The sequence below is a fragment of the Photobacterium marinum genome (genome assembly GCF_000331515.1).
Taxonomy (GTDB): Bacteria; Pseudomonadota; Gammaproteobacteria; order Enterobacterales; family Vibrionaceae; genus Photobacterium; species Photobacterium marinum.
The window spans coordinates 1-23,533 of sequence record NZ_AMZO01000007.1 but is presented as its reverse complement, the minus strand read 5'-3'; the positions used below and the strand labels follow the sequence as shown (position 1 = coordinate 23,533).

Genomic DNA, 23,533 nt, shown 5'->3' with positions numbered 1-23,533 from the left:
GCTCAATGCCATCCCCAAAGCACAGGGAACGTCCACCTCGGCTGACGTGCCCCTAAGGTATCTTTTACTGCGTTTAAAATATCTTCACGCTCAACTGACGGAGTGTTGCTGCTGCAGGCCGCAATCAGGGCTTTATGGCACAGCTGGTTGATCAGGCGGGGGATTCCCCGACTCGCCTTCCAGATATCCCGATACTGAGCCAACTCAAACAACGATCGGGAGCAGCCCGCACAATTCAGGCGAAAGTCGATATAAGAAATGGTTTCCGCTAAATCCAGCGGACGCAGACAAGCCCGAAATGTAATACGCTGCTGAAACTGTCGCATGTGATGCTGTGCCAGTCGCAGGTCAAGTTCCGGCTGTCCCAGCAAGACGATCTGCAACAGTTTTTCCTGCTCCGTTTCCAGATTGCCGAGCAGGCGAATCACTTCCAGAGCATCATCCGGCAGTGCCTGGGCTTCATCCAGCAACACAACAACAGAACGCCCCTTTGCCTTACGCGCAATCAGTGCCTGCTGCAGGTGCTCGGTCAGTGTCGTATTATCACCATCAGCCAGAATATTCAGCTCTCTTGCCAGCGCCAGGCGCAACTCATGACCGTTCGCAGCCGGCGTCGGCAGATATGCCAGATCAAAATGTTCCGGCAGCTGATTGATTAGCATGCGACAGACCAGAGTCTTCCCCGTTCCTACCTCACCGGAAATCTGGATGATCCCCTCTCCCATTTCCAGTGCCGCCAACGTCGTCTGGATGGCTTCCAGATGCGGTGGCAAAGCATGAAAAAGAGCTGTATTCGGAGTAAGAGAAAATGGCAGCTCGCTGAGGCCGAAATGCGCCTGGTACATGACTTAGCCCTCTTCAGGGAACCATTCAGTTACCAGCGCACGAGAACGCTCCAGTTCCTTCTGCCAGGTATTCTCACCAACTACGGTTGGTTTCAGCAGGATCACCAGTTCAGTTTTGGTTTCCAGCTTATTAACGTTACGGAATAAGTGGCCCAGTACAGGAATGTCTCCTAGCAGCGGCACTTTCGATACCTGATCATTGAGTGATGATTTCATCAAACCACCAATCACCACCACATCACCGCTTCGGGCATGGATCACGGAATCCGATTCTCTCACCGAGCTTTTGGCCAGAGGCAGCTTATAAGTACCGAACGTCTGTCCCAACTCAATATCTCTTACCTCGGTAACCACATCGACAACCGCCGGGTGAACATGCAGTAACACGCCGCCTTCATCATCAATCTGCGGAGTCACATCAAGGGAAATACCGGAGAAGAAAGGGGTCAGTTCAATATCTGGAGAAGCGGTACCACCGTCGCTGTTCACTTCACCACCGGAAATATGAGTGACGAAATACTGATCACCACCGACCTTAATCACCGCTTTCTGGTTATTGGCCGCCGTGACACGCGGGCTGGACAGAACGTTGAGATCGCCCTGCGTATCCAGGAAGCTCAGCACGGCATCAAAGTTACCGTCAGAGATGGTGATATTAGTCTGGCCACCCAGTAAATCGGAAATCGCGCCGCCACCTGGCAGTGCCGGAATTTGAAGGTTACCGTTCGCATCAGATGTCAGGTTACCTCTGCCGAAAATGATCTCGGTACCGCCGATTGTCTTGGTAATATTGCTCCAGTTGATCCCCTGCTGATAGCCATCGCTCAGGGTCACTTCCATAATCTTGGCTTCCAGCACCACCTGACGCTTAAGGCGTTTTTGGGATACCCCCAGAAACTCTTTCACTTCGCGCAGCTCATTCGGGTAAGCGCGAACAGAAATCAGACTGGCTTGAGGCGAGACAACGATGCTGCGTCCCTGACCACTGCCAATCATTGCCTGCACCGCCTTTTCCAACTGCTGCCAGAAATCACTTTCAGAGGTCGTCTCAATCACAGTTCCGCCCGTGGCTGAACTTGACGAACGATCATTACTGTTCTGTGAGTTACCGTCGTTATTATTGCTGTTAGCAGAACCGGAACTGCTGCCGGAGGAATTTGAACCGTTATCGGTAATAGAGCCGGTAGTCAGCGAGGTCAGAGACAGACCACGGCGTTTAAGTTGTAGGTAATCGACCGGGATCACTTCAGTGCGCAAAGTCGCCGGGAATACCTGAATGATGTTACCTTTACGGATTGTGTTATAGCCGTAGATATCTGATACCACATCAAGGACTTCATCCAGGGTTACATCACGCAGAGTCAGTGAAATGCGGCCTTTTACTTCAGGATGGAGCACGATATTAAATGGCGTCCCCTTCACCAGGCTGCCAAAAAAAGCACGGGCATCTACATTACGGGCATTAACCCGAAAACGCTTTTCCAGCGCAGAATGTGCCGCGTATTCAGTACCGTCGAGACTCGGCATCAGATCGGCATTCACCGCTGGAGGCAGATCCTGTAACGGCCGACTTGCGGCTTCATTCACCGCCTCATTCAGTGCACTTTTGACCTCAACGGGATCGCGATGTCCCATATTTGTCGAGCACCCGACCAGGGATGCAACAAGTACACCTACAACTAATCCACGCATGCTAACCACTTTACTCTTTTTATTTATTAATATGTTTTTACTTCGTCAGCAAAAAGCACCAGACGCCACTGCTTTCCGCCGCGTGTTACCGTGACGTAGTCATCCTTAATTTCGGTCAGGGTATAACCGCTAACACGCCCGCCAAGTTCGACAGGCACATTATTCAATATCACCGTACAGGCACGCTCAACGCATACAATTCCCTGCAGATCCGGTAAGCGAGCTTTTTTTGTTGTATATTTTTTTGCCGGGGCCTGCCATCCCAACGGGGCTGTCGGGTCCTGAGATGCATTGGCATAACCCGCCATTACAACCAGCATTGTCAGAGCCATCAAAACAGACTTAACCACCGATGAAATCCTTACTTTCGCCTAATGTGTAAACATCCAGCTGAATATCAGCCCACGGATACTGATCGACCTGATAGTTCAGGCTTTGCCAGTAATATTTCACCGGCAATGCTTCGAGCTGCTCCAGAGAAGAGACAACATCAAAATATCGACCACGTAATTTCAATCGCACCGGGTGAATGTAAAAGCCTTCATCATCTCCACTGATCAACTGAACCGGTGGCAGTGTTTCCAGTGACACCAACTTAAGACGCTCAGAGCGCTGCAGTACCTGCTCCATCAGGCCTGACATCTGGAGAGGATTAACAAGGCTTCCGACTCGTCCCTGCAACTGTTCATCCAGCTCGGCGTTTTCCTGCTCCAACCGGGTAATTTTCTGTTCGATTTGCAGATCCGGATCGGCCCTTAGCTTACGCTCAGCGACAATCAGCTGATTGCTGCTGGCCGTTATTTCGTTGGCAACCGACAACATCTGTCGCTTCATTGCCGCAAATGCCTTGCTCTGAGGTTCAACAAACACCACAAAACCGACAAAAAGCAATGCTATCCAGCCGGAAACCAGGATCAGCCACTGCTCGCGGCGAGTCAGCAAATCAAATCGATCGCTTAATTTCTGCCAGCCATTCATGATTGATCCTCTTTAACTGCACGCCGCTCAGCATGCAGCCGGAACGTCACAATATTCTTTTTGTTTCTGCCCAGCGCCATCTGCTCAAAGCGTTTATCCGACAGGAACGGATAATTCCTGAAAGCCTGCAGCCAGGCCGGAACCGAATCAGGGCTTCGTGCCAGCCCCTCCAGATCCAGCTTGTTACCGTTCACCCGAATATGACTGATCGATATATCCCCGCTGGCAGCCGCAGATAACTGCTTCAACATACCGGCATAACCCACTTTCAAGCTGTCGTCATGCATTTCAATCGCCCGAAGTGAAGCCTGCTTCGCCGCCAGGTGCTGTTCCAGGTTACCGGCTAGCTCCACTTTCAGCGGACTCGGAATATGTCTGACCAATGCCGCCTTAGCGCGATCCAGCTCAGCTTTTTTACTTGCCAGCCGCTGCTGATCAGCAGCCAGCTGCTCTTGTACCAAATAATTCTGCCACTGATACCAGCCAGCTATAGACGCCATCACGACCACAATCGCCACCCAACTCAGCACCACATTCTGCAGTGTCATCAGACGGGTTTGCGGCCTGAGCACATCACTGTAGAAATTGATGCCCGCATCTTCAGGAGTCAGCAACGCAGCATAAGCAATCCGGGCATTGTTACTCACCAGCCCCGGATGAGCTGGTTTCAGCGCCGTCACCGACACATTCAGTCGTTCGGTAAGCTCATCGGCCAAAACGCTGTCATTATCATCATCACATGAAACCAGCAGCTGAGTTATCGGCGCTTCTCTTAACTGCGAACTTAAAAAATCCAGAGAACGCTGCAACTCCAGAGCCAGACTGTCCAACTGTAGCGCTGCCCCCTGATCACCGACTTTTTGCTCATCCAGCAAGGGAATCGGAAAGCCGCGTAACTGACGCTGAAAGCAGATTTCCTGCCGCTTAAACGCGGTGAGTTGCAAATTCGAATGGTGACGGCGATGTAAAATCAACTGACTACGAGATGGTTCAGCCAGCTGGCCCCACACGACTTCTTCAGCCGAAACAGACTGCACCTCACATCCCGCGTCTGAACACGCTTTAATTAGCAGTTCGACCTGTTTCCGGTTTGTAACGAACACCTGCAAACGATCTTTCAGCGGTGCCGGAAAACCGTCAGCGACTAAGTCCAGCGGAGATTCATTAACCAGATCTTTCACCAGAAAAGGCAGCGCCGTCGGATATTCTTCCCGCGGTAGCTCCGGCTTTTCGATCAGCATGCTCTGGTACAGACCGTGCCCCAGCACCACACGTACAGCACTACCTGTCAGCTGATGCTTTTCGAATAAAGAATGAATAGCACTCCCCCAGTCAGCCGAAGAAGAAACAACCACTTCATCAGTGATCCATTCCTGTTCGGTTTCGAAGGCTAAAGTGACCGAATCAGCAAATACAGCGACACTTACGCTCTGTTTCCGAGCTTTTCTTTTGAAATATCTACTAAACAAAGGGTTATAACTCACTAAAAATCAGTACTGCCGACCAATAACCCCTGGCAGGCTAAAGAAAAGTTTAAACAATCCAACATGCGTCAATATTTTGACCATTATACCTAGGTTTTATTGACAACCTAATGCTTTTTGACCATCAAGTCGATTGATTTTCAGACAATGTCCTTATTAATTAAAACGGTCATTTAACAAAATTCTTAACAGGCAACTCTGATGCGAAATAACGCCCCTGCCCGCCATGAACACCAAGTTGCTTAAGTACCCGCCATTCCTTTTCATTTTCAATTCCGACAGCAATGACTTGAGCTTTCGAGTCAGCACAAGCCCCTAACATGCTGCGGACGAACAGCTGATTTTCCTGCCGCTGGTTAATCTCACGCACCAACCCGCGATGCAACTTAACGTAATCAACCTTGATGTCTTTGATGTAGTGAGTACTAACAATTGTCCTGCCGGCCTGATCTACAACCAGCTTACATCCCAGCCCTACTAACATACGGGCAACAGGTCGCATCGCATCTAAGTGCTTCACCAAAGCACCTTCAGCTAATTCAAATGACAAGCGGTTAAGTACCGTACGCGGCGTCTGCAGTAGCTCATCCCGCAACCAGCGCACAAACTGTTTCTCTAACAAGGCCTCAACACTAACATTGACCGACAGCGGCTCGTCAACCGGATGATGCTTTAGTAATTCAAGCGCCTGAGTAACCACCAGCCTGTCCATCCGAGCACTGAAGCCGACCTGTTCCACGGCAGTCAGAAAACGTGAGGCTTTAATCAGCACTCCGTTTTCATCTTTTATTCGGGCCAGCAATTCATGGTGAATAACAGTCTGATCATCCAGTGCAATCGACGGCTGTTGATAAAGCAGCGGGCCGCCACTATTAAAAACTGCATCCAGCAAAGTACGCCAACGAACACTGCCTCGGGCATCTTCATATTGCTGTTCTTTTTTAAACAAATACCAACTATTGGTTCCCTGTAGCTGGGCACTGCGCAGCGCCATATCAGCCTCATCCATGATCCGCCCGCGACGATCCCCGCTGGCGCAGAAAGTCACCCCGATATGACACCAGTTATCAGGCTGTAAAGGGGATGACGGGACCAGCCGGTCTAATGCTTTCATCAGCATTCCGGTAAACAGCTTCACTTCCTTTACCGGCTGCTGGGATAGCAGGATGGCAAACTCAGCATCAAAGTAGCGGGATAAAACAGTGTCCGGGTATCGCTGAATCAGGTTAGAGAGCACCATGCCCACATCCTGGATCAGCTCATCTGCGACATCTTTACCTTTTTCTGCCAACAGCTCATCCCAGTCAGCAATCCGGATCAAAATCACTGCGCCATGAGTTTCCTGATCCTGCACCATCGACTGCAACCGGCTATCAAACAACACCCGATTGGCTGCACCAGTCAGTTGATCCAGAAATGTATGGGTACGAATGAACGTATCAAAGCGGCTTCGTTCCTGACGGGCATCTTTCAGCTCAGCAATCATCTGATCCAGTGCCAGGCTAGCTGTCGCCGGCCACTCCATCTCATCACCGACCGCATTATCATCGACTTTACCTGCGAGGATCAGTCTGCCACGCTGTTCAAGAAGTTCGGAACCGTGAAGTTGCTGCCGTAACCAGTTCATTCCCCAGACCAGCCCCATAATAATGATCATGATGGCAATACTGATCGAAGACATAGCACCGAGCGAATAGGTGAATTCGGTATAAGGCGGGATCGACTTAAGTTCGATATAAAAACCGGGATTATGACTGAGTGGATATCGGTTCCGGTGGAGAACCGTCGGATCATTAACTTTCTGTAATCCCTTGAAGGAATAAATAACTCCGGCGGGGCTGCCGACTTCAAGTTCAACAACATTGCTGGCCTTAAGCAGTTTGGGTAGCCAACGCGACAAAGACTGCGCCCCCTGAGGATCAGCCAGTTCCTGATCAATCACTTCAACAACGCCGTCAAGATAATGAGTCAGGTAATCCTGCCCTAGTTTACGAAAACTGATGGCGCCGCCAATGAAAATAACAAATATAGCGCTTATAACGATGAGGGTAACGAAGGCAACCAGACGGTTAGTCAACTTCATGCCAGAGGCTTTTCTCATAGCGATCCGATTATTTTTGATTATTGATATTCAACAGGCCGGAAATAAGCTCAGCCCAAGAAAAACGGAGGGTCCGCAAGGGGGAAAATATCACTCAATACGCCATGATGACAGTATTCAGCGCAATTATTTAATATTTTGTTAACGACTTCAAATTCGGCTATTTCAGCAATCTTTTTCGGTCTGTTGATCCTTCACCTTTCCGGTTTGTTATTATCGCCATACCAGTATCAGTAACAGCCTGCGGATTAAGCGATATATATGGATTGGATCACCTGTACTAACAGCTTTGTCACCGTTGTCGATCAGGGCTCACTGGCCCAGGCCGCCACCAAGCTCAATACTTCAAGCTCGGCCCTGTCAAAGCGATTGTCCTGGCTTGAAAAACAGCTGGGCGTTCAACTATTAAAACGTACCACCCGCAGCCTGACCGTCACCGATGCTGGAAAGCTGTTCTACCAGCGCAGTGCTCGGCTGCTTGATGACTGGCATCAGATGCTGGCTGAAACAACTTCTGCCTACGGTGAAGTCAGCGGCGTGTTACGGATTGGTGCCCCTCTGGCGACCGGCAGCCGCCTGCTGGTTCACTACCTGGCAGAATTTATCGAAAGCTACCCCAATATTCAGGTCGAACTTCACACCATAACACCGGGCCAACTGCCTGATCTTAACTTAGATGTTTTCATCAGCCGGGAGCTGACTGATTTCAACTCATCAAGCTATATCGCCACCCGACTGTTTGACTTCCAGCCCGGATTCTATGCCGCCCCGGGTTACCTCGAAGACAAGCCGCCAATCGAAACCCCGGAGCAGCTGACCCAGCACAATTGCCTGTTGTTCGGCACTCATGGTCATGAGCAGGAACATATTTTCGAGAATAACCTGCGCCTGCGTCTGCGCGGTAATTTTACTACCCAGAATCCGGAAGCGCTGTTAGCCGCTGCGGTTGCAGGAATGGGGCTCATTCTGGTTGGCGAAAACACGGTAAAAAAAGAGCTGAACAAAGGCCTGCTGGTGCCTGTTCTGCCTGAGCTGAAACAACCGGTCAGCTCAGCGTATGCCTACTACCCGAAGCTCGACTTCAACCATGTCAAAACCAAACTGTTTATCGACTTTATCAAGGCCAAGGCCAATCCGGCCTGACTCCTGTTTTTCAGGCAACAAAAAAGCAGCGACGGGCGCTGCTTTTTCCAATGTTTCAAAGACGATTGTTGATTAAAACGGAATGTCGTCGTCGAAATCCATTGGTGGTTCATTGTACTGCTGAGGAGCAGACTGCTGTGGTGCCTGCTGCTGTTGCTGCTGCGGAGCAAAGTTTTGCTGAGGAGCTGCTGCCGGCTGCTGAGGCTGACCCCAACCACCTTGCTGCTGGCCACCCATAGGAGCGCCCATACCCTGACCGCCGCCCTGACGACCGCCAAGCATCTGCATAGTACCGTTGAAGCCCTGTACCACAACTTCTGTTGTGAAGCGGTCCTGACCGTTCTGATCCTGCCACTTACGAGTCTGCAACTGACCTTCGATGTATACCTGAGAGCCTTTACGCAGGTACTCACCAGCTACTTCAGCCAGCTTACCGAAGATAGCAACACGGTGCCATTCCGTTTTTTCACGCTGTTCGCCGGTAGCTTTATCGCGCCATGACTCAGAGGTAGCCACGGTAATATTTGCTACTGCGCCACCATTCGGCATGTAACGGATTTCTGGGTCATTACCTAAGTTACCTACCAGGATAACTTTATTTACGCCACGACTGGCCATAGTTCACTCCAGATTCAGATAACGGTATGGCTTTTAGTCACCAGTACCGATATTCAAAGTTTATACTTAATCGCGCAGTCTAACATGCTTTCCCCCCGGGGGAATAGGGTTGAAACTGTGTAATTCTATGCAAAATAAACCTTCACCCGGGCTGAATACCAGTTCCAGACATCAGAGACCCAATGCAAAATTTTTCAGCATCAGCCACATAGAAAACGCGTTCAATTAATATACACAACACTGTATCTTTATACAGCAAAAATCTTTCCAGCTTTTCTTCGCTGTGACATAATGACTGACCAATAATTTGTCAGTCATATAAGCTCACACTATGGATAAAATCGAAGTCAGGGGCGCCAGAACCCATAACCTCAAGAACATTAATCTCACCATTCCCCGTGACAAGCTGATCGTGATCACCGGCCTGTCCGGCTCAGGTAAATCTTCCCTGGCTTTCGATACCCTTTACGCCGAAGGGCAGCGACGCTACGTCGAATCCCTGTCAGCTTATGCTCGTCAGTTCCTTTCTCTGATGGAAAAACCGGATGTCGACCATATCGAAGGACTTTCACCGGCCATTTCCATCGAGCAGAAATCCACCTCCCACAACCCGCGCTCAACCGTCGGCACCATTACCGAAGTGTACGATTACCTGCGTCTGCTCTATGCCAGGGTTGGTGAGCCCCGCTGTCCAACTCACAATGTCGAATTAGCGGCCCAAACCGTCAGCCAAATGGTCGACAAGGTCCTTGAGCTACCGGAAGGCAGCAAGATGATGTTGCTGGCACCTATCGTAAAAGAGCGTAAGGGCGAGCATGTTAAAACCCTGGCAAACCTTGCTGCCCAGGGATATATCCGTGCCCGGATTGACGGGGAAGTATGCGATCTTTCCGATCCACCGACACTAGAACTGCACAAGAAGCACACCATTGAAGTCATTGTCGATCGCTTCAAGGTCCGCGATGATCTCCAGCTGCGCCTGGCAGAATCCTTCGAAACCGCTCTCGAACTCACTGGTGGTAACGTGGTGGTCAGCCCGATGACACCAGGCGAACATGATGAGCTGGTATTCTCAGCCAACTTCGCCTGCCCGCACTGTGGCTACAGCATGGAAGAGCTGGAACCCCGCCTGTTTTCTTTCAACAACCCGGCAGGTGCCTGCGGTACCTGTGACGGGCTTGGCGTCCAGCAGTACTTTGACTCAGATCGCGTGGTACAAAATGGGGAACTGAGCCTGGCCGGCGGTGCAATCCGCGGCTGGGACCGCCGCAATTTCTATTACTTCCAGATGCTGACATCGCTGGCGGAACACTACGACTTTGATATTGATACCCCCTTTGACTCACTGCCGAAAAAGATCCAGAACGTCATCCTGAACGGCTCTGGCAAAACCAACATTGAGTTCAAATACATCAATGACCGCGGTGATATTACCGTCCGCCGTCACCCTTTCGAGGGGATCCTGAACAACATGGAACGCCGCTACCGCGACACCGAGTCCAACTCAGTACGCGAAGAACTGGCCAAGTACATTTCCAACAAACCATGTAGCAGCTGTCACGGATCCCGACTTCGCCTTGAAGCGCGTCATGTTTTCATTACCGATATCACCCTGCCGCAAGTCAGCGAAATGAGCATCATTGAAGCTCTTGAGTTTTTCAATCAGCTCGAACTAACCGGTCAACGGGCACAAATCGCCGATAAGATCCTCAAAGAGATCCGTGAGCGCTTGAACTTCCTGGTGAACGTCGGCCTGAACTACCTGAACCTGTCACGCAGTGCTGAAACTCTTTCCGGCGGTGAAGCGCAGCGGATCCGCCTTGCCAGCCAGATCGGTGCCGGTCTGGTCGGCGTAATGTATGTGTTGGATGAGCCATCGATCGGCCTCCACCAGCGGGATAACGAGCGCCTGCTGAACACCCTGACCCACCTGCGTGATCTCGGCAATACGGTGCTGGTCGTCGAACACGACGAAGACGCCATCCGCACCGCTGACCATGTTATTGATATCGGCCCGGGAGCTGGTGTCCACGGTGGTAATGTTATTGCCGAAGGTCCGCTGGAAGAAATCATCAAAATACCGGAGTCGCTGACCGGACAATACCTCAATGGCACCAAGTCCATAGCAGTGCCGGAACAACGCATCGAACATGATCCGGCAAAAACTATCAAGCTGCTCGGCGCAACCGGTAACAACCTGAAAAATGTGGATGTCGAAATACCGGTCGGCCTGTTTACCTGTATTACCGGCGTCTCCGGCTCAGGTAAATCAACCCTGATCAACGATACTTTCTTCCGCATTGCCCACCAGCGCCTCAACGGAGCCACAGCTACCGATGCGGCGCCATACCGTGAGATCCAGGATCTGGAACATTGCGATAAGGTGATCGACATCGACCAGAGTCCGATCGGCCGAACACCACGTTCCAACCCGGCCACCTATACCGGGATCTTCACCCCGATCCGCGAGCTGTTTGCCGGAACCCAGGAAGCCCGCTCTCGTGGCTACAAACCTGGCCGATTCAGCTTCAACGTAAAAGGCGGTCGCTGTGAAGCCTGCCAGGGTGACGGGGTGATCAAAGTGGAGATGCACTTCCTGCCGGATGTCTATGTTCCTTGTGACTCATGTAAAGGAAAGCGCTATAACCGCGAAACCCTGGAGATCCGTTACAAGGGCAAAACGATCGATGAAGTACTGCAACTGACTGTAGAGGACGCGAGGGAATTTTTTGACCCTGTTCCCGCTATTGCAAGAAAATTGCAGACATTGATGGATGTCGGCTTATCGTATATTCGCTTGGGCCAGGCGGCGACAACCCTGTCAGGTGGTGAAGCGCAACGTGTGAAACTTGCCCGCGAACTGTCTAAGCGAGATACCGGAAAGACACTTTATATTTTGGATGAACCGACAACAGGTCTGCATTTCCATGACATTCAGCAGCTATTGTCAGTCCTCCATCGCCTGCGTAACCATGGCAATACCATTGTGGTGATTGAACATAATCTTGATGTCATCAAAACCGCAGACTGGATTATTGACCTGGGTCCGGAAGGCGGCAGCGGTGGCGGTGAGATCGTGGCAACCGGTACACCTGAGCAGGTCGCACAGGTTGAAGGTTCGCATACAGCACGCTTTCTCAAGCCGTTACTGCCAGCGACAAAAAAGTGAAACTTTCATAAGGTATAAACATCGCTTTGGGCCGGGAAACCGGCCTGAATGTTATCGGACGATCAGGGTAAATTCGGAACCATAATGACAGTGTTATACGTACAAGGCACCAGGCTGGAAGAAAAACAGAGGATAAGCAAACCAATGGTGAAGCCTTTCCTCATCTCGCTCGGTGTACTTTTCCTGCTGGCAATGCACTACTTTCAGCACAACCCGGGCGGTTCAGGACTGGAGCTGTCTTTCAATGTCATGAGCTGGATCCCGTTCAGCTTTGCTATTGCTTTCGGGTTGCTGGAAATCTGCCGTCAACGTACCTGGCGTTATTCACGTCTCACCCTGACCTTACTTGCCTGCTGCCTCTTACTGACCCTGCCTGTTTTCTACCCGGAAGCGAACGGTGAAAACACAACCAACCGCCTGCTGGGGCTTTGGGCTGGCTTTTTGTTTTTCGTCGGCCTGCAGCAATTCTCGTTTACCGTAAAACAGCGCCAACGCATGCTGTGGTTGATCCTGCTCGCCGTCTGGATCCAGGCATTGTTTGGCTGGTACCAATTCCTGCTGATGGAACCGGGGAACCCTATCGGCTATGACACTATAGAAAACCGTCCTTACGGTATTTTCCAGCAACCGAATGTGATGGCCAGCTTCCTGGCTACCGGTCTGATACTGTCAGCTTATCTGCTGGCGAGGATCCCGATGTACCGCGGCAAATGGTCTTGGCTGCAACTGCTACCGTTGCTCACGCCTGTTGTGACAGTTCCCATGCTGGTTGTCGTCAGTTCGCGCACAGGTTGGCTGGGTGCCGTTATCGGTACTCTGCTGATGCTGCCATACCTGCATCGTTTTGCAGCCAAAGCACAGATGCGTATGTGGCTGCTGATGGTTTTCCTTGGCCTTAGTACAGCATGGAACATCAGCAGTACAACCGGTTGGGCACCGAAAGAAGACAGAGTCAGCCTGGAAAGTGCTCGCTCCATCCACATTCCCCAGGCATTCAGGATGTTCCTGAAAGAGCCGCTGACAGGTTATGGTTACGGCACTTTCGAATCAGCATACCTAACCCAGACCGCTAAGTGGCATCAAATCGATCCGGAGCAACCTCATGGCATGGCGGCTTTAGACCACCCACATAACGAACTTGCCTACTGGGCTGCAGAAGGTGGCTGCATCCCTCTTGTTGCCCTGCTGCTTGCAGCCTGGGCTGTTCTGGGACGGGTAAGAAAAGCGCGTACCGGAACCCAGTTAGCACTGGTCGGGCTATTCTTCCCAATTACCCTGCATACCCAGCTGGAATATCCTTTCTATCACTCGCTGGTACACTGGGCCGGCTTCATGATTCTCATCTACTGGGTAGATAACCTGTCAGCCAAATATTACAAACTACAATTTGGCTTTGCCCGTTACTTCCGACTGCTTGTGCTGGCGTTACCACTGGCCGTCACCGGTTTTATGGTGACAACTCTCTATTCCGGCCACATGCTGACCAAATATGAAACGACAGTGCCGGTTAATGTTGATTACCTTGAACAGGTCAATAACCCATGGGCCTGGAAAAACCGTTTTGAGTGGGATTTGTATCTAACCCAACTTCAGCTGGGAACAGCAACAGATAACCCGGCGCTGATTAATGAGTATGTCCAATGGGCAACAAAGAAAGCAGCAACATGGCCTCGTCCGGCCCTTTACCATAACCTGATCACTGCATATCAGGCTCTGGGGAAAGAACAACGGGCGGAGCAGATAAAACAGGAAGCCAACTTCCTGTTTCCAGACGTTAGCTTCTCCACCCAGGCGCAAAGCATCCAAGCCTCAAACACTGACACAACACCTAAACTGGCAACCCAGTAAGGGTGAATCAAAAAAACGGCTACCAAAAAGTAGCCGTTTTTATTCTGTTCGAGCCTGTTACCAATTATTTCAGGGTTGTTTCCAGCGCTTTCAGGCACAATGCTACGTTTTCACTGCGGGCCGCATAACCCATCAAACCAATACGCCACGCCTTACCGACCAGCGCACCTAATCCGGCTCCGATTTCCAGGTTATATCGCTCCAGCAAAGTCTGGCGAACCAGCGCATCATCAACACCATCCGGAATGTACACAGCATTTAGCTGCGGCAGACGGTGTTCTTCATCAACTACAAATTCAATACCCAGTTTTTCGAGGCCTTCTCTGAGTTCAAGATGGACATCGCGATGGCGTTGCCACGCATTTTCCAGCCCTTCATTCTGCAGCAAAACCAAAGCTTCATGCAGAGCATACAAGCTGTTAACCGGCGCAGTGTGGTGATAGCTTCGCTTACCCTCTCCACTCCAGTAACCCAGTACCAGGCTCTGATCCAGAAACCAGCTCTGAACCGGCGTCGAACGACTTTGGATCTTATCAACCGCACGCTGGGAAAACGTCAGTGGTGACAAGCCCGGCACACACGACAGGCACTTTTGGCTACCGGAATACACTGCATCCAATTGCCACTCATCCACCAGCAATGGCACACCGCCCAGCGAAGTTACCGCATCGACAATCGTCAGGCAATCGTACCGACGGGCCAGTTCAGAAAGCGCTTTGGCATCACTCAATGCCCCGGTCGATGTTTCGGCATGTACGAAAGCAACAATCTTCGCATCCGGGTTATCATCCAATGCCTGCTCCACCAGCTTAGGATCGACCGGCTTACCCCAGGCATTGTCGACCATGACCGCTTCACCGCCACAACGCTCAACATTTTCACGCATGCGATCACCGAATACACCATTACGGCAGACAATGACTTTATCCCCCGGCTCAACCAGGTTGACGAAACAAGCTTCCATGCCGGCACTTCCCGGAGCAGACACCGCTATCGTGAAAGTATTGGAAGTCTGGAATGCATACTGCAACAGCTGTTTGAGCTCATCCATCATACCGATGAACTTAGGATCAAGATGGCCAATGGTCGGACGGCTTAATGCCTGAAGCACCTGAGGATAGATATCTGACGGGCCCGGCCCCATCAAAGTTCGCTGTGGCGGATAAAAACTACCGATAGTCATTATTGTTTCTCCCTGAGTAAGAGTTCGAGATTCCCTGAGAAATACTGGTAGGGCGGGAATGCTTTTTCAGACAGTGATACCTAAGACAAATAATCAAAGGCCCCTGCATTTTCATAGACGTAACATAAGAGTATCAGAAGAATCTTCATGTTAAGCAAACAATCACATCACGCTCAGATCAGCTATTGCATTTTCTTTGCATAAATTCTCAAACAGACATTGACAATGCACGGGAAAATCGGCTTCAATGAAGAACACTTTTTGTTCAACCTGATGTTTGTTTGACATCAGGGGAAAAACAGAAGAGGTGCGTTACCCAGGTATCTATGGTTGCGGGGCCCCACCCCAATGCAGCCTTGAGAGGGGGTGTAACGCCGAGATATGACATGACAGGGGGCATGGCATATCGGCTTAGAAGGTTGAATCCTTCTGGCTGTCACCTTACCGGGCATAATGGTTCCGGTAGGTGGAGGGCTTCTGGTTGTTGTACAGATTTATATCTTAACTATTTGTTGCTCTCCTGACATTTTTGTCGGGATTATTCCCGCATATTCCCCCCTGGGCATTGAAATTTATTTATTCATCCTGGGAGACTCATTTTGAGCTTTGTTGATAATAACTTTACTGTTCCTCCTCCGCTCACCGTAGCGAAATTTGGCGGTACCAGCGTAGCCGATCATGCCGCCATGAGCCGTAGCGCGTCGATTATTAAGGAAAATCCATCAGCCAAAGTGGTGCTGATCAGTGCGTGTTCCGGTGTTACTAACCTGCTGGTTGAGCTAGCAAATGGAATTGCCGATAGCGAACAGCGCTCACAACGGCTACAGCAACTTCAGACAATCCACCAGAACATTCTTAGTCAACTTTCCAACCCGGAAACGGTTTCTGGTGATATCCAACGCTTGCTTAACGATGTTGCCGCCCTTGCTACGCAAGCAGTCCACAACCCTTCTGCACAATTAACCGATCAACTTGTTTCGCATGGCGAATTACTGTCGACTTACCTATTTGCCCAAATCCTTAATGAAATGGGTGCCCGTGCGCTGCGCTTTGATATTCGCTCAGTAATGAAAACCGACAGTCAGTTTGGTAAAGCCATACCTGACACCGATGCGATCCGCCAGCAGGCCGAATCACAACTCAATCCCTTGCTGACTAACGATCAGATCATTGTGTCTCAGGGCTTTATCGGCTCAGCTGACAATGGAACAACCACAACTCTGGGGCGCGGAGGCAGTGATTATAGTGCAGCCCTGATTGCAGAAGCCATTCAAGCCGACAACCTAGAAATATGGACCGATGTTCCGGGCATGTATTCCACCGATCCCCGACTGGCCGCCACCGCGCAGCCAATCAAGGAAATCAGCTTCTGTGAAGCCTCCGAAATGGCCAATTTCGGAGCCAAAATACTGCATCCTTCAACCCTGGTTCCAGCTATTCGCCAACAGATCCCTGTTTTTATCGGCTCATCAAAAGCACCGGAACAAGGCGGGACCTGGATCCGCGAGCATGTCGAGCAACCTCCGAAATTCCGGGCTCTGGCATTGCGATGCAACCAAACAATGGTAACCCTGACCAGTCTGAATATGTTCCATGCCTATGGCTTTCTGGCAGAAGTCTTTCGTATTCTAGCCAAGTATAAAATATCGATTGATCTGATCACCACCTCCGAAGTTAGCGTTTCATTGACTCTGGATCAAACAGACACCGGCGGTGGTGCGCCGACGCTACCGGTTGCAGCAATTGAAGAGCTCAACCAATTATGTCGGGTCGACGTTGAACAGGATCTTTGCCTGGTAGCACTGATTGGGAACAAACTGGGTGAGGCTCCGGGAGCCGCAACGCAAGTCTTTGGTACGCTCGAGCAATACAGCCCACGTATGATTTGCTTTGGAGCCAGTACACATAACCTGTGCTTTTTGGTCAAAACCAACGAATCACGCGAAGCCGTCAAAACACTCCACCACGCCCTGTTTGAATAACAAGTAAACGACCGGAAAAATAAAGGCGCTCCATGAGCGCCTTTTATATCACAGGATGATTAGTGAAGATTCGGCCCAAGCCACTTCTCTGCCTCAACCAAATCCCACCCTTTTCGCTCTGCATAACTGTCACGCTGGTCCGGTTGAATTTGTGCTACCGCAAAATAGCGCGACTCCGGATGAGAGAAATACCAGCCGGAAACCGCCGCCCCCGGCCACATCGCATAGCTTTCGGTCAGCGTCATACCGGTATTCGCTTCCACATCCAACAAAGACCAGATCTCACCTTTCTCGGTATGCTCAGGGCAAGCAGGATAACCAGGAGCCGGCCGGATCCCTTGGTACTTTTCTCGGATCAGCGATTCGTTAGTCAGCGCTTCATCCGGCACATAGCCCCAAATTTCCTTGCGCACCATCTCGTGCATACACTCAGCAAAAGCCTCTGCCAGGCGATCCGCCACCGCCTGGATCATGATGGCATTGTAATCATCACCGCAGGCTTTGAACTGCTCAGCCAGATCCGCCTCACCGATACCACCGGTCACCGCAAACGCGCCGATCCAATCCGCCTTACCGCTCTCTTTCGGAGCTATATAATCAGACAAGCAGTAGTTAGCACCTTTGGGTTTCCGGCTCTGCTGACGTAACCCCCTCAGCACAGTCCTCACCTCTGAGCGGGAATCATCGGTATAGATTTCAATATCATCACCAATATTATTGGCCGGAAACAGGCCACATACTCCATTGGCTCGGATGATGCCGGTCTGCTCAATCTCATCAAGCATGTTATTTGCGTCTTCAAACAACCGGCGCGCTTCTTCCCCGACAAGTTCATGCTCAAGAATCGCCGGATATTTACCACTAAGGGACCAGGTCATAAAGAAAGGTGTCCAGTCGATATAACGACGAAGCGTTGAAACCGGAAAATCCCTGAACGCATGAACCCCACCTTTAACCGGCTCCGGTGGTGTGTAAGCCGCCCAATCAAGATTGACTTTGTTAGCCCTCGCCTCCTCCAATGATATGGGCTCGGTTCGTGGCTTCTTGCGCATATGCTGATCGCGGACAATTTCGTATTCCCGATCCAGGCGAGCAACAAACGCCGGTTTCTGCTCATCAGAAAGCAACGCACTGCAAACACCAACAGCACGAGACGCATTCGAAACATAAACCACAGGCGCATGATAGTTTTGTTCAATCTTGACTGCGGTATGGGCTTTTGATGTTGTGGCACCACCAATCAGCAAAGGAATATCAAATCCCTGTCGCTCCATCTCTTTAGCCACATGCACCATTTCATCAAGAGACGGAGTGATCAAGCCACTCAGGCCAATGATGTCGACATTTTCCTCTTTGGCCACTTTCAGGATCTTATCGCACGGCACCATCACACCAAGATCAATAATCTCGTAGTTATTACACTGCAGTACTACACCGACAATATTCTTGCCGATGTCATGAACATCTCCCTTCACCGTAGCCAGCAGGATTTTTCCGTTCGAGCTACCCACCTTTTTCTCGGCATTGATAAAAGGCTCCAAATAAGCCACGGCCTGTTTCATCACCCGCGCCGACTTCACCACCTGCGGTAAGAACATCTTGCCCTCACCGAACAAATCACCGACAACATTCATGCCAGACATCAACGGGCCTTCAATCACCTCAAGCGGCTTGCTTGCCTGCTGGCGTGCCTGTTCGGTATCTTCGACAATAAACTCGGTAATTCCTTTCACCAAGGCGTGTTCAAGTCGTTTCTCTACCGGCCAGCCCCGCCACTCCTGTGCTGAAGTATCTTCTTCAGCTTTTCCGCTATCCCGGTACTTATCCGCAATTTCCAGCAGACGTTCAGTACTGTCCGAACGGCGGTTCAGGACAACATCTTCTACTGCATCACGCAACTCCGACGGAAGGTCATCATAGATAGCCAACTGACCGGCATTGACGATCCCCATGTCCATACCCCGTTTAATACAGTGATATAAAAACACGGCATGAATGGCTTCCCTAACCGGGTTATTACCCCGAAACGAGAATGATACGTTGGATACTCCGCCGGAGACCATCGCATGTGGCAGTGTACGCTTGATATCGCCAACCGCCTCAATGAAATCAACGGCATAGTTATTATGCTCATCAATACCCGTCGCCACAGCAAAGATGTTCGGATCGAAAATGATGTCTTCAGGCGGGAAACCGACCTCATCAACCAAAACACGGTAGGCATTGGTACAAATTTCAATTTTGCGCTCGCGGGTATCAGCCTGCCCGGTTTCATCGAATGCCATCACGATCACGGCAGCACCATACCTGCGGATCAACCTTGCCTGCTCAACGAACTTCGCTTTTCCTTCCTTAAGCGAAATCGAGTTAACAATCGGTTTACCCTGCACACATTTCAGGCCCGCTTCCATGACTTCCCATTTCGATGAGTCGATCATGAACGGCACTTTCGAGATCTCTGGCTCACTGGCACACAAATTAAGGAATCGAACCATCGCCGCCTCGGCATCGATCATTCCTTCATCCATATTGATATCGATGATCTGAGCACCAGCCTCAACCTGCTGACGGGCAACTTCCAATGCCTCGTCATACAGATCTTCTTTGATCAGTCGCTTAAAACGAGCCGAGCCCGTCACATTGGTCCGCTCCCCGACATTGAGAAACAACGTGTCGGGCTCAATAATTAATGGCTCAAGGCCAGAAAGCCGACAGACCACAGGAATTTCCGGTAACGGACGGGGAATAAGGTCCTGAGTAACATTCGCGATGGCACGGATATGTTCAGGTGTAGTACCGCAGCATCCCCCGACCATATTTAGAAAACCACTTTGCGCCCATTCCTGAATATGAGCCGCCATCTCTTCCGGCCCGAGATCATATTCACCGAAAGCATTCGGCAGACCGGCATTAGGGTGCGCCGACACTGCACATTCAGAAATACGGGAGAGTTCTTCTACATACTGGCGCAGCTCATCAGGGCCGAGCGCACAGTTCAGACCAAAGGAAATCGGCTTTACGTGACGTAGTGAATTATAGAAAGCTTCTGTCGTCTGACCGGAAAGCGTTCGCCCTGATGCATCCGTAATGGTACCGGAGATCATCACCGGTAAAGTGATGTCGAGCTCGTCGAACACACTCTCAACCGCAAAAGCACAGGCCTTGGCATTCAGGGTATCGAAGATAGTTTCAATCAGGATGATATCAACACCACCACGGATCAAGGCGCGAGTTGACTCAGAATAAGCCTCAACCAACAGGTCAAAAGTGATATTACGAAATCCCGGGTCGTTAACATCAGGAGAGATAGAACAAGTCCGGTTAGTCGGACCTAACACTCCAGCAACAAAGCGCGGCTTTTCTGGTGTCTTCGCAGACCACTCATCTGCCGCCTCTCTTGCCAGCCGGGCAGCTTCAAAATTAATTTCAGCGCTGAGACTTTCCATATCATAGTCAGCCATGGCAATGTTCGTGGCATTAAACGTGTTGGTTTCCAGAATATCCGCTCCGGCTTCAAGGTAAGCCGCATGAATCTCTTTTATAAGCTGAGGCTGAGTCAGCACCAACAAATCATTATTCCCTTTCAAATCGCTATGCCACTCGGCAAACCGACTTCCACGGTAATCCCCCTCATCCAGCTTATACCCCTGGATCATGGTTCCCATCCCGCCATCAATGATCAGGATCTGCTCTTGTAACCGCTTCTGTAGTAATTCCTTGCCCTTTAACACCACATCACTTCCCTTCTATAATGTTACAGCTGAGTTACATCCTACCACAGCTCAAATGGAAATCTAGACGTCTAAAGCTCTTTTCTTTTTTGCTTTCCCTCAAACTTTTTATAGCCTTTCTCCCCTAGATGCATTTATATTTTGACCAAATTTAACCCTGATTCTTTTCAATTACCGAGGTTGACGCATGTCGGTCTATAGCACCCTCTGCTTCCTTGCTGCCGCAGCAATGGTTATTGCTTTTATAAACAGCAAAATAGGAAAAATGCAGACAACCATTGCCATCACAGCCGGTGCACTGGTCCTTTCTCTGGGGATTGTCATTGCAGGTCAGAATGGCTGGTTCCATCTTGAAGATATTGCTGCTGAGCAGCTTGGTGAAATCAACTTTGAGAATTTCTTGCTGAAAGGCATTTTAGGCTTTTTGTTATTCGCCGGCGGGCTCGGTATCAAACTGCCTCATCTGGAAGAGCAGAAATGGGAAATCACGGTTTTGGCTCTGGCCGCTACTCTGTTTTCCACTTTCTTTATCGGCTTTTCGCTTTGGGGGATATGCCAGTTAATCGGTATCCAGTTCGATTTCATCTACTGCCTGCTATTTGGCTCGCTGATATCGCCAACCGACCCTATCGCAGTCCTCGCAATTGTCAAAAAGCTTGATGCACCACGCCGTATCTCAACACAAATCGAAGGTGAATCCCTGTTTAACGACGGTTTCGACCTGGTAATTTTTGTCACCTTGTTTACGATTGCGTTCGGCAATGAAACCCCGACAGTCCTAGGTGTCGGCCAGTTGTTCCTTCAAGAAGCGATCGGTGGTATTGCTTACGGCTTCCTACTGGGCCTGCTATTTCATTATCTGATCAGTTCGACTAATGACCACTCAATGGAGTTGCTACTGACTATCGGCATACCAACGGCAGGTTATGTCTTTGCCGATCTGATCCATGTCTCCGGTCCGCTGGCTATGGTGGTATCCGGTATTATGATTGGTAACTGGACACGCTATATCGGCTTTTCAAAAGAGAGTGAAGACCATCTGGATCACTTCTGGGAACTGGTTGATGAGTTTCTAAATGGCGTGCTGTTCCTACTGATCGGTATGAGCATGCTTCAGTTCAGCTTCCATCAGGAAGACTGGGTATTGATGGCAATTGCCGTTCCTCTAGTCTTACTCAGCCGCTACCTGAGTATCAAGCTCTCCTATCTCGGTTTCGAGCGTTATCGCGACTACAACCCTCTATCAGTTAGAATTCTGACCTGGGGTGGTCTGCGCGGAGGATTAGCACTAGCGATGGCAATGGCAATCCCGGCTGGCGTTATCGTAATTCCGGAAAAAAGCATTGATGTCAAAGAGATCATTTTGGTAATGACTTACGCAGTTGTGGTGTTCTCAATCCTTGTACAGGGTTCAACAATCACGCCATTAATCCACAAAGCCAAAGCCTGGGAAGCTCAAAACAGCTAAAGATCATTTTGCTGAAAGTAAAAAGACCTGCAATTTGCAGGTCTTTTTAAATGACATATTCTTATTGTGATTGAGGTTACTCATCACGGGTAAAATTCTCTTCTGAGAAATGCTCCAGATCATACGGTGTTTGCTGATAAACACAGTAGTTAAGCCAGTTCGAAAATAATAAATGACCATGACTGCGCCAACTGGCTATTGGGGTATTATCAGGATTATCATCAGGATAATAGTTAACCGGCAAATTAGGCTCCATTCCTTCCCTCAAATCCCTCACATATTCATTATGCAAAGTACTGACATCATACTCAGGATGACCGGTGACAAAGACATTACGCATATCTTTAGTGGCAGCTAAGTAAACTCCAGCCTCATCAGAGGTCGCAAGAATATCCAGATCCGTATTTTCAGCCAAAAATTCAGGAGAAAAATCTGCATAACGCGAATGCGGAGCCCAAAAGCTATCATCAAACCCGCGAAGGATAGGATGGTAGCAATCTTGTGTCCTATGGGAATACACTCCGGACAGCTTTTCTTTTCGGGTGCGCTTAGGCAAATCATATAACAGCTTCAGCCCAGCCTGAGCAGCCCAACAAACAAACATTGTTGATGTCACATGCTTCTTAGCCCAGTTCAAAATGGCCTGAATTTCTTCCCAGTAAAGCACATCCTCAAACTGAACCAGACCTAACGGTGCGCCGGTTACAATCAAGCCGTCAAAATTACGCTCTTTTACCATCTCAAACTGACGGTAAAAAGTATCTAAATGCTCAATGGGTGTGTTTTTTGTCGGCCTGTTATCAATCCGCAACAGCTCAACATCCACCTGCAGTGGTGTATTAGAAAGCAGCCGCAAGAACTGAGTTTCCGTCTCAATTTTTTTTGGCATCAGATTTAACAACAGCACTTTCAACGGACGTATTTCCTGACTGATAGCCCGGGCTTCCGACATCACAAAAATATTCTCTCGGCGCAAGATATCAGTCGCAGGTAATTGATCAGGAATTTTAATCGGCATCTTGGTTTACTCCTTAAACGTTATACCGAACGAAACATCTTCAATGAAAGCTAAACTAATCAAAAAGATGTTTAGACGTCCAGATTTCTAAATAAAACTATATAAGTTTTGTCAGTCACGCAAGAAAAACAAGATAAAAAGAATTAAGAATCAAGATAGGAAAGATGAGAAAATTTGATAAATCGTTTTTCATAAAGCAAAAACGAAAAAACCCAGCCGAAGGCTGGGTTTTTGAATGGAAGTTCAGCAATGTCCTACTCTCACATGGGGAGG

General features: G+C 49.8%; 15 protein-coding genes and 1 riboswitch. Of the genes, 5 read left to right on the top strand and 10 right to left on the bottom strand.

Annotated features, from left to right (window positions below):
- Positions 1 to 2: 2 nt before the first annotated feature.
- The 6 genes from C942_RS07560 to csrD all read right to left on the bottom strand — a co-directional run bounded on the left by C942_RS07560 (position 3) and on the right by csrD (position 7,100).
- Entirely contained in the window at positions 3 to 845 is an 843-nt protein-coding gene (locus C942_RS07560) for an ExeA family protein (protein ID WP_007464275.1), read from the bottom strand.
- A 3-nt stretch (positions 846 to 848) separates the two neighbouring features.
- Positions 849 to 2,537: a pilus (MSHA type) biogenesis protein MshL gene (gene mshL / locus C942_RS07555; RefSeq protein WP_036799223.1), complete on the bottom strand. Its 1,689-nt coding sequence runs from the start codon at positions 2,535 to 2,537 to the stop codon at positions 849 to 851.
- Positions 2,538 to 2,563: 26 nt separating this feature from the next.
- Complete coding sequence (locus C942_RS07550; protein ID WP_007464271.1) at positions 2,564 to 2,887, bottom strand: hypothetical protein; 324 nt, start codon at positions 2,885 to 2,887, stop codon at positions 2,564 to 2,566.
- Positions 2,880 to 3,515 (bottom strand): hypothetical protein, encoded by a 636-nt coding sequence (locus C942_RS07545; protein WP_007464269.1) that lies wholly within the window; start codon positions 3,513 to 3,515, stop codon positions 2,880 to 2,882. Before C942_RS07545 ends, C942_RS07550 begins: the two co-directional genes overlap by 8 nt.
- On the bottom strand, positions 3,512 to 4,984 hold the full coding sequence (locus C942_RS07540; RefSeq protein WP_232428148.1) for a PilN domain-containing protein: 1,473 nt from the start codon (positions 4,982 to 4,984) through the stop codon (positions 3,512 to 3,514). Before C942_RS07540 ends, C942_RS07545 begins: the two co-directional genes overlap by 4 nt.
- Before the next feature lie 184 nt (positions 4,985 to 5,168).
- Positions 5,169 to 7,100: an RNase E specificity factor CsrD gene (csrD, locus tag C942_RS07535; RefSeq protein ID WP_007464267.1), complete on the bottom strand. Its 1,932-nt coding sequence runs from the start codon at positions 7,098 to 7,100 to the stop codon at positions 5,169 to 5,171.
- Between the two features lie 261 nt (positions 7,101 to 7,361).
- On the opposite strand from csrD, the gene C942_RS07530 reads away from it, so the two are divergent.
- On the top strand, positions 7,362 to 8,243 hold the full coding sequence (locus C942_RS07530; RefSeq protein ID WP_007464266.1) for a LysR family transcriptional regulator: 882 nt from the start codon (positions 7,362 to 7,364) through the stop codon (positions 8,241 to 8,243).
- Positions 8,244 to 8,315: 72 nt separating this feature from the next.
- Here the strand turns inward: C942_RS07530 and C942_RS07525 are convergent, their stop codons facing one another.
- Positions 8,316 to 8,861: a single-stranded DNA-binding protein gene (locus tag C942_RS07525; protein ID WP_007464264.1), complete on the bottom strand. Its 546-nt coding sequence runs from the start codon at positions 8,859 to 8,861 to the stop codon at positions 8,316 to 8,318.
- Between the two features lie 331 nt (positions 8,862 to 9,192).
- Here C942_RS07525 and uvrA point away from each other — a divergent pair, with 331 nt between their 5' ends.
- Positions 9,193 to 12,030, top strand: a complete 2,838-nt coding sequence (gene uvrA, locus C942_RS07520; protein WP_007464262.1) for an excinuclease ABC subunit UvrA — start codon at positions 9,193 to 9,195, stop codon at positions 12,028 to 12,030.
- Between the two features lie 84 nt (positions 12,031 to 12,114).
- Positions 12,115 to 13,878, top strand: a complete 1,764-nt coding sequence (locus C942_RS07515) for a PglL family O-oligosaccharyltransferase (protein WP_036799260.1) — start codon at positions 12,115 to 12,117, stop codon at positions 13,876 to 13,878.
- A 64-nt stretch (positions 13,879 to 13,942) separates the two neighbouring features.
- On the opposite strand, the gene C942_RS07510 is transcribed toward C942_RS07515, so the two are convergent.
- A complete protein-coding gene (locus tag C942_RS07510) occupies positions 13,943 to 15,061 on the bottom strand; it encodes a pyridoxal-phosphate-dependent aminotransferase family protein (protein WP_007464257.1) in 1,119 nt (372 codons plus the stop codon).
- A gap of 294 nt (positions 15,062 to 15,355) precedes the next feature.
- Positions 15,356 to 15,546, top strand: a riboswitch (Lysine riboswitch).
- A gap of 114 nt (positions 15,547 to 15,660) precedes the next feature.
- On the opposite strand from C942_RS07510, the gene lysC reads away from it, so the two are divergent.
- Positions 15,661 to 17,043 carry a lysine-sensitive aspartokinase 3 gene (lysC, locus tag C942_RS07505; RefSeq protein ID WP_007464254.1) on the top strand — a complete coding sequence of 461 codons (1,383 nt, stop codon included), beginning with the start codon at positions 15,661 to 15,663 and terminating at the stop codon, positions 17,041 to 17,043.
- A 59-nt stretch (positions 17,044 to 17,102) separates the two neighbouring features.
- On the opposite strand, the gene metH is transcribed toward lysC, so the two are convergent.
- Entirely contained in the window at positions 17,103 to 20,777 is a 3,675-nt protein-coding gene (gene metH, locus C942_RS07500) for a methionine synthase (RefSeq protein WP_007464253.1), read from the bottom strand.
- 184 nt (positions 20,778 to 20,961) lie between these two features.
- Here metH and C942_RS07495 point away from each other — a divergent pair, with 184 nt between their 5' ends.
- On the top strand, positions 20,962 to 22,242 hold the full coding sequence (locus C942_RS07495; RefSeq protein ID WP_007464251.1) for a cation:proton antiporter: 1,281 nt from the start codon (positions 20,962 to 20,964) through the stop codon (positions 22,240 to 22,242).
- A 76-nt stretch (positions 22,243 to 22,318) separates the two neighbouring features.
- On the opposite strand, the gene metA is transcribed toward C942_RS07495, so the two are convergent.
- Positions 22,319 to 23,260, bottom strand: a complete 942-nt coding sequence (gene metA / locus C942_RS07490; protein WP_007464248.1) for a homoserine O-acetyltransferase MetA — start codon at positions 23,258 to 23,260, stop codon at positions 22,319 to 22,321.
- Between the last annotated feature and the right edge of the window lie 273 nt (positions 23,261 to 23,533).

Bases quoted from the DNA above. Each gene is read 5' to 3' on its own strand.
- C942_RS07560 (WP_007464275.1), bottom strand. From the start codon at position 845: ATGTACCAGGCGCATTTCGGCCTCAGCGAGCTGCCATTTTCTCTTACT.
- mshL (WP_036799223.1), bottom strand. From the start codon at position 2,537: ATGCGTGGATTAGTTGTAGGTGTACTTGTTGCATCCCTGGTCGGGTGC.
- C942_RS07545 (WP_007464269.1), bottom strand. From the start codon at position 3,515: ATGAATGGCTGGCAGAAATTAAGCGATCGATTTGATTTGCTGACTCGC.
- csrD (WP_007464267.1), bottom strand. From the start codon at position 7,100: ATGAGAAAAGCCTCTGGCATGAAGTTGACTAACCGTCTGGTTGCCTTC.
- C942_RS07530 (WP_007464266.1), top strand. From the start codon at position 7,362: ATGGATTGGATCACCTGTACTAACAGCTTTGTCACCGTTGTCGATCAG.
- C942_RS07525 (WP_007464264.1), bottom strand. From the start codon at position 8,861: ATGGCCAGTCGTGGCGTAAATAAAGTTATCCTGGTAGGTAACTTAGGT.
- uvrA (WP_007464262.1), top strand. From the start codon at position 9,193: ATGGATAAAATCGAAGTCAGGGGCGCCAGAACCCATAACCTCAAGAAC.
- C942_RS07515 (WP_036799260.1), top strand. From the start codon at position 12,115: ATGACAGTGTTATACGTACAAGGCACCAGGCTGGAAGAAAAACAGAGG.
- C942_RS07510 (WP_007464257.1), bottom strand. From the start codon at position 15,061: ATGACTATCGGTAGTTTTTATCCGCCACAGCGAACTTTGATGGGGCCG.
- C942_RS07495 (WP_007464251.1), top strand. From the start codon at position 20,962: ATGTCGGTCTATAGCACCCTCTGCTTCCTTGCTGCCGCAGCAATGGTT.
- metA (WP_007464248.1), bottom strand. From the start codon at position 23,260: ATGCCGATTAAAATTCCTGATCAATTACCTGCGACTGATATCTTGCGC.